Origin of the sequence: Micrococcus sp. KRD128 (assembly GCF_017168395.1) — a bacterium.
Lineage (GTDB): Bacteria > Actinomycetota > Actinomycetes > Actinomycetales > Micrococcaceae > Micrococcus > Micrococcus luteus.
The window spans coordinates 18,971-25,689 of record NZ_JABFAX010000003.1 but is presented as its reverse complement, the minus strand read 5'-3'; the positions used below and the strand labels follow the sequence as shown (position 1 = coordinate 25,689).

Annotated in this window: 8 protein-coding genes; all 8 read left to right on the top strand. The window is 72.3% G+C overall.

All coding sequences use genetic code 11. The annotated features are described in order from the left end of the window. Positions 1-116 precede the first annotated feature (116 nt). Complete coding sequence (locus J1M44_RS01225) at positions 117-680, top strand: hypothetical protein (protein WP_060775500.1); 564 nt, start codon at positions 117-119, stop codon at positions 678-680. Then, positions 680-1,606, top strand: a complete 927-nt coding sequence (locus J1M44_RS01220) for an exodeoxyribonuclease III (protein WP_206480400.1) — start codon at positions 680-682, stop codon at positions 1,604-1,606. The genes J1M44_RS01225 and J1M44_RS01220 overlap by 1 nt, the downstream gene beginning before the upstream one ends. A gap of 26 nt (positions 1,607-1,632) precedes the next feature. Continuing rightward, positions 1,633-2,715: a tryptophan--tRNA ligase gene (gene trpS, locus J1M44_RS01215; RefSeq protein WP_206480442.1), complete on the top strand. Its 1,083-nt coding sequence runs from the start codon at positions 1,633-1,635 to the stop codon at positions 2,713-2,715. 181 nt (positions 2,716-2,896) lie between these two features. Next, positions 2,897-3,658, top strand: a complete 762-nt coding sequence (locus J1M44_RS01210; RefSeq protein WP_049161379.1) for an ABC transporter ATP-binding protein — start codon at positions 2,897-2,899, stop codon at positions 3,656-3,658. Next, the gene (locus J1M44_RS01205; RefSeq protein WP_206480399.1) at positions 3,655-4,938 is read left to right on the top strand and encodes an ABC transporter permease; all 1,284 of its coding nucleotides are present in this window, start codon (positions 3,655-3,657) and stop codon (positions 4,936-4,938) included. The genes J1M44_RS01210 and J1M44_RS01205 overlap by 4 nt, the downstream gene beginning before the upstream one ends. Positions 4,939-4,990: 52 nt before the next feature. Beyond that, the gene (locus J1M44_RS01200) at positions 4,991-5,593 is read left to right on the top strand and encodes a hypothetical protein (protein WP_060775497.1); all 603 of its coding nucleotides are present in this window, start codon (positions 4,991-4,993) and stop codon (positions 5,591-5,593) included. A 108-nt stretch (positions 5,594-5,701) separates the two neighbouring features. Then, on the top strand, positions 5,702-6,286 hold the full coding sequence (locus tag J1M44_RS01195) for a hypothetical protein (RefSeq protein WP_098471828.1): 585 nt from the start codon (positions 5,702-5,704) through the stop codon (positions 6,284-6,286). Positions 6,287-6,293: 7 nt separating this feature from the next. Beyond that, positions 6,294-6,719: hypothetical protein (locus tag J1M44_RS01190; RefSeq protein ID WP_206480398.1), on the top strand; the 426-nt coding region annotated here is incomplete at its 3' end.

The following is a 6,719-nucleotide window of genomic DNA, read 5'->3' as shown; positions in this document are numbered from 1 at the left end:
GGGCGGGGGGTCATCGCCTCAGGATAGGCGCCGACGCGGGACGCCCGATTCGGAGCGCACCCCACGATGCGGGATGATGGAGGGCAGACCCCACGAGCCCCTCCGGAGGAGCACCCATGTCCCAGTCCCTGACCCCCGGTCCCGACGGCGCGCGCCGCGGCCCCCGCGCCGGCCTGCGCGTGGGATCGCTCGGCTTCGTCGCGATGATCGTCATCCTGATCGTGGCGATCATCTTCGCCGCGAACCAGAACGACGTGATCGGGTGGCTCGTGGTCGCCGTCGCCGCCGGCTGGCTCGTGTTCGCGGTGGTCGTGTTCCTGCAGATGCGCCGCGGCGTCCAGGCCGCGGGACGCAAGGTGGACACCGCCATGCAGAACGCCCGCGCCGACGTCGCCGCCCTGCGCGGCCGGGACACCGACGCCGCCGCCCCCGCGGTGGCCCCGTCGGCGCCGGCCGCGGACCCCCTGCGGGACACCAAGCTGGACCACTCGTTCAAGATCGCCCAGGTGCAGGTGCGCGTGGTGCGCGAGCAGCTCGCCGCGGGCGAGGGCATGGACCGCGAGATGGTGGACCGCGCCCTGGAGACCATCGACATCACGGCCTCCAACGCCCGCGACATGATCAAGGAGTCCCGGGCCGGTGGCGCCGAGGGCCCGGTGAGCGGGACGGTGATCGGCTGATGCCGGCGCTGCCCGAGAAGGACCCTGTCACCGGGAAGTACCCCGAGCCCGCCGAGGGCGAGCCCGTGGTGCACGCCCACGCCGGGGCGCCCAAGGCCGACGGCGCCGTGCGCGTGGCCACCGTGAACGTCAACGGCATCCGCGCCTCGCACCGCAAGGGCATGCGGGAGTGGTTCGCCGGTCGCGGCGTGGACGTGCTCACCCTCCAGGAGGTGCGCGCCCCCGCGGACGTCACGGCGCAGCTGGTCCGCGAGATCGTGGGCGAGGACTGGGACGAGGTGCACCTGGCGGACGCCGTGGCCGCCGCCAAGGGGCGGGCCGGCGTCGCGATCGCCTCGCGGTTCCCGCTCGGCGAGGTCCGCACGGGCATCGCCGACGCCGACGGGTACTTCGACGACGCCGGCCGCTGGATCGAGGCCGACCTGCGCCTGCCGGACGGCTCGCCGCTGACCGTGGTCTCCGCCTACGTGCACTCGGGCGAGGTCGACACCCCGAAGCAGGTGGACAAGTACCGGTTCCTCGACGAGATGGTCCGCCGCCTCTCCGAGCTGGCCGCGGGGGAGGGGCACGCCCTCGTCACGGGCGACCTCAACGTGGGCCACACCGAGCTGGACATCAAGAACTGGAAGGGCAACGTGAAGAAGGCCGGCTTCCTGCCCGAGGAGCGCGCCTACTTCGACCGGTTCTTCGGCGAGCTCGGCTTCACGGACGTGCACCGAGCCCTCGCCGGGCCGGTGCCGGGCCCGTATACGTGGTGGTCCATGCGGGGCAAGGCCTTCGACAACGACGCCGGATGGCGCATCGACTACCACATGGCGACCGCGGGCCTGGCCGAGCGGGCGAGGACCGCCGTCGTGGACCGCGCCCCCAGCTGGGGCACCCGCTTCTCCGACCACGCCCCGCTCGTGGTCGACTACCAGTTCTGACCGTGCAGGAGAGACCCGAGGCTGAGATGACCATGAAGAAGAACTCCGTCCAGGACGTCCTGGCCAAGGACGCCGCCGCCACCGCCCACCTGGCCGGCGCGTCCGCCCGGCACCGCGTGCTCTCCGGCATGCAGCCCTCGGCGGACTCCCTCCACCTGGGCAACTACCTCGGCGCCCTCGTGAACTGGGAGCGCACCCAGGCCGACTTCGAGGCGTTCTTCTTCATCCCCGACCTGCACGCCATCACCGTGCCGCAGGACCCGGCCGCCCTGGCGGAGCGCACGCGGGTGGCCGCCGCGCAGTTCATCGCCGGAGGCATCGACCCCGAGCGCTCCACGCTGTTCGTCCAGTCCCAGGTGCCCGAGCACGCGCAGCTGGCGTGGGTGCTGACCTGCATGACCGGCATGGGCGAGGCCATGCGGATGACCCAGTTCAAGGACAAGTCCGCCAAGCAGGGCGCGGACGCGGCCGGCGTCGGCCTGCTCGCGTATCCCATGCTCATGGCCGCGGACATCCTGCTCTACCAGCCGCACGGCGTGCCCGTGGGCGACGACCAGCGCCAGCACGTGGAGCTCACCCGCGACCTCGCCCAGCGCTTCAACCACCGCTACGGCGAGACGTTCGTGGTGCCCACCGGCTTCTACCCGGAGACCGGCGCGCGCATCTACGACCTGCAGGACCCCACGTCGAAGATGTCCAAGTCCGCGGCGTCCCCGAACGGGCTCATCAACATCCTCGAGGAGCCGAAGAAGACCGCCAAGAAGATCAAGTCGGCCGTGACCGACGACGGCACCGAGGTGCGCTTCGACCGTGAGGCCAAGCCCGGCGTCTCCAACCTGCTGACCATCCTCTCCGCGGTGTCCGGCACACCGATCCCGCAGCTCGAGGAGGAGTTCGTCGGCAAGATGTACGGGCACCTCAAGGTCGCGGTGGCGGACGCCGTCGTCGAGCGCCTGGCCCCCGTGCGCGAGCGCGCCCTCGCGCTGCTGGACGACCCCGCCGAGCTGGACCGCATCCTCGCCGCCGGCGCCGAGAAGGCCCGCGCCGTGGCCACGCCCGTGCTCGAGGACGTCTACGCCAAGGTCGGCTTCCTGCCGCCGCTGCGCTGAGCCGGACCGCACCGGCCCCGCGACGACGGCCCGCGCCCCCGACCTGCGGGGGACGCGGGCCGTCGTGTTTCTCCGACTCGAGGTGGAGGCGCCGGCGCGTGCGCGGCTGACAGGATGGAGGCATCGCCCCCGCTCCTGCCGCCGTGGGGGCGTGCCCCACCGACAGAGGAGTGCCGGAGCCATGTCCACCGCAGTCGCGACCCCCGGGGTCGCCGAGGTCCCGCCCGGGGCCGAACCCGTCCTGGAGACGGAGAACCTCGTCAAGGTCTACGGCCGCGGGGCGTCCCGCTTCGACGCGCTGAAGGGCATCACCCTGCAGATCCAGCGCGGCGAGTCCCTGGCCGTCGTCGGCAAGTCCGGCTCCGGCAAGTCCACCCTGATGCACCTGCTGGCGCTGCTGGACCAGCCCTCCGCCGGCGTCGTCGCGATGGACGGCCGTCCCGTCTCCCAGCTCAAGGCCGCAGAGATCTCGCAGCTGCGCAACGAGCGGTTCGGCTTCGTGTTCCAGCAGTTCTTCCTGAACCCGAACCAGACGGTCCTGGAGAACACCGTGCTGCCGCTGAAGATCGCCGGCGTGGGCCGGGCCGAGCGCGCCCGCCGCGGCATGGCGGTGCTCGAGCGGCTCGAGCTCGCGGACAAGGCGAAGAACAAGGCCACGGACCTCTCCGGCGGTCAGAAGCAGCGCGTGTGCATCGCCCGCGCGCTCGTGAACAACCCGACGGTGCTGTTCGCGGACGAGCCCACGGGCAACCTGGACTCCGCCACCTCGGCGGCCGTGGAGGACATCCTCTTCGGCCTGCACCGCGACGAGGGCATCACCCTCGTGGTGGTCACGCACGACGACGACCTGGCCGCGAAGTGCGACCGTCGCGTCGAGCTGCAGGACGGCGTGGTCATCGCCGACGAGCGCGTCGGCACCGAGCGGGACGGAGCACGGGCATGAAGGTCACCGACGTCGCGGGCACGGCGCTCGCCAACACGATGCGCTCCAAGCTGCGCACCTTCCTCACCGTCGTCGCGATCGTGATCGGCGCATTCACGCTGACCCTCACCACGGGGCTCGGCGCGGGCATCAACAAGTACGTGGACAACGTGGTCGAGGGCTTCGGCAAGCCCGGCGAGCTGACCGTGATGAAGCAGCAGGACATGTCCTCGGCCGGCGCGGCGAGCGGTTCGCCCCAGGAGTACACGGAGCAGGACGCCGCCGGCGGCGAGATGTTCGGCATGCCGCTGCTCACGCAGGAGGACCTCGCCGCGATCGAGGACACCGAGCACGTCACCGAGGTGAAGACCTATCGGGTGGCCGAGCCGGAGTACATCCAGGGCCCGGACGACCGCAAGTGGCAGACCGGCTTCATGGGCAGCTCCGGTGAGATCGACATGCTCACCTTCTCCGCGGGCCGTGCCCCCGAGGCCGGCGCCGAGGAGATCGTCATGCCCGAGTCGTGGGTGGCGGACCTGGGCGCCGGCGACGCCGAGGACCTGATCGGCACGGAGCTGACCGTCGTGGCGGCGACCCCGCTGCAGGAGCAGAAGTCGGTGAAGGCCACCGTGGTCGGTGTGACGGAGGCGGCCGCGTCCGGTGCGGGCACCGCCCCGACGCCGTCGGAGTCGCTCGAGCAGGCGATCTACGACATCACGACGGAGGGCCTGCCGGAGTCCCAGCGGGACACCTACTTCCAGGCCACGGCGATCGTCGAGGACCCGGAGGCGAACGAGGACGCCGTGAAGCAGGCGCTGGCCGACCAGGGCCTGCTGGCGCAGACCCTCGAGGAGCAGCTCGGCGTGATCCGCGGCATCATCGACGCCGTCACGTGGGTGCTCACCGGCTTCGCGCTCATCGCCCTGCTCGCCGCCAGCTTCGGCATCATCAACACCCTGCTCATGGCGGTGCAGGAGCGCACCCGGGAGATCGGCCTCATGAAGGCCCTCGGCATGACCGGCGGGAAGATCTTCGGCCTGTTCACCATGGAGGCCGTCGTGATCGGCCTGCTCGGCTCGCTGATCGGCATCGGCCTGGGCGTCGCCGTCGGACTCATCGCGAACCAGGTGCTGACCACCGGCCCCCTCAGCGGCGTCACCGGCCTGGTCCTGTTCGCGGTCAACCCCCTCGCCCTGCTGCTGATCCTGCTGCTGATCGTGGCCATCGCGTTCATCGCCGGCACCTTGCCCGCCCTGCGTGCGGCCCGGAAGGATCCCATCGAGGCCCTGCGCCACGAGTGATCCGGCCGCCGCGCCCGTCACCGCCATCACCCACGACACCGAGGAGCACACTATGACCACCGATCGACCGCACCAGGACCCGAACCCGGGTCAGCCCGCCGCGGGCTCCCGCTACGGCACGCAGCCCTACGCGGCCCCGGGCTACGGCGCCCAGCCGGGCAGCCCGTACGGGGTCGTCCCGGAGCCGGCCGCGTTCCCCGCCCTCCTGACGCTGACGCTCACGTCGCTCGCGCTGTACGTGCTGTCCTCCCTGCCGGCCCTGTTCGGCGGCGAGGAGAGCATCGAACGCATGCGGGACTCCCTTCGCCAGAGCGGCCTCACCCCGGAGCAGGTGGAGGAGATCGCGCCCGTCGTGGGCGCCTCCGTGACGGTGGGCTCGATCATCGTCCTGCTCATCGGCGTGGCCCTGTACGCCCTGGTGTACTTCAACCTCCGCGGGGCCAAGAACTGGGCCCGCATCCTCGGCATCGTCCTGGCGATCCTGGGCACCCTCAGCGCCGTCGGCGGCATCTTCTCCTTCGTGACCTTCCCCGGCATCGGCGGCGTCCTGGCCTCCGTGCTGAGCCTGGCGCTGGTGATCGTGAACATCCTGTGGCTGGTCAAGGCCTTCAACCCGCAGGTCGCGGCCTACACCCGTCAGGGCCGCCGCGCCTGATCCCGACGCCGTTCGCCGGCGGCGAGTCCGGGGTCGCCACCCCTCGCCCCGGCGTCGGCCAGCGGAGACCATGGCGACATGGCCTCCGATCATCGACCCCCGCATCCCGTGTCCCCCCACCCCGACGACCTGGACGGCGGCGGGCGGCCCGAAGTGGGCCCGGATGAGGCGCGGCGGCGCGTCGCCGGGCACTCCGGTCCGGACGCCCGCCCGCTGATCCGCCCCGACGCCCGCACCCCCGTCGTGTTCCGGGCGTTGCTCGGGCTGACGGTGGCATCCGCGGTCCTCTACGCCGCGTCGATCCTGCGCAACCTCCTCCCGGGCGCGGCCCAGGACATCGCGGACTCGCTGCCGGAGGGCAGCGCGCAGTCGCCCGCGATGACCGCCGAGGCGATCGAGGGCGCTCTCACGGGCAGCGTCTGGTTCGCGACCCTGCTGGGCCTGGCGGTCTACGCGATCGTCCTCGTCGGCCTGACCCGGCACAGCAACACGGCGCGCATCATGGGCGCCCTGTTCGCCTCGATCGCCATCTTCGTGACCCTGCTGGGGACCATCCGCCTGTTCGTCTTCCCCGCCGGGGACGTCGTGCTGCCCCTGGTCCTGGGCGGGCTGTTCGCGCTCGTGAACGCGGCCTGGCTCGTGTGCGCCTTCAACCCGGGCCTCGCGACGACCTTCCTGCGCCGCCGGGCATGATGGGGGCATGCACCCCCTCGCCGACGATCCCCACGACGCCACGGACCGCGACCCCGCCCTCGACCGCGCGGCCCTGCGTCCCCTGCGCCTGTTCCAGACCGTCACGGCCGTCACGGGCGCACTGAGCGCGGCCGGCGTGGGGGGCGTGCTCGCGCTGCAGTCGGCGCCCGGCTACGCCCGTGCCGTGCTGGAGGCGCGCTCCTGGGGCGCGAGCGAGGTCACCGACGCCGACGTCGCCGCGTTCCTCACCCCGGCGGGGGCGTGGCCGGTGGCCGCCGCGGCGGTGGTCGTCCTGACCCTGGTGCTCCTGGCCGGCATCACGCGTCGGATCCGGGCGGTGCGCCCCGTGGGCAGCGTGTTCGTGGTGCTGGGGATGCTCACGGCGGCCTTCTGGATGGTCGACGGCGGGCGGATGGTGCAGGCCGGGGGAGGG

Coding starts and splice junctions, on each gene's coding strand:
- J1M44_RS01225 (WP_060775500.1), top strand. CDS start 117: ATGTCCCAGTCCCTGACCCCCGGTCCCGACGGCGCGCGCCGCGGCCCC.
- J1M44_RS01220 (WP_206480400.1), top strand. CDS start 680: ATGCCGGCGCTGCCCGAGAAGGACCCTGTCACCGGGAAGTACCCCGAG.
- trpS (WP_206480442.1), top strand. CDS start 1,633: ATGACCATGAAGAAGAACTCCGTCCAGGACGTCCTGGCCAAGGACGCC.
- J1M44_RS01210 (WP_049161379.1), top strand. CDS start 2,897: ATGTCCACCGCAGTCGCGACCCCCGGGGTCGCCGAGGTCCCGCCCGGG.
- J1M44_RS01205 (WP_206480399.1), top strand. CDS start 3,655: ATGAAGGTCACCGACGTCGCGGGCACGGCGCTCGCCAACACGATGCGC.
- J1M44_RS01200 (WP_060775497.1), top strand. CDS start 4,991: ATGACCACCGATCGACCGCACCAGGACCCGAACCCGGGTCAGCCCGCC.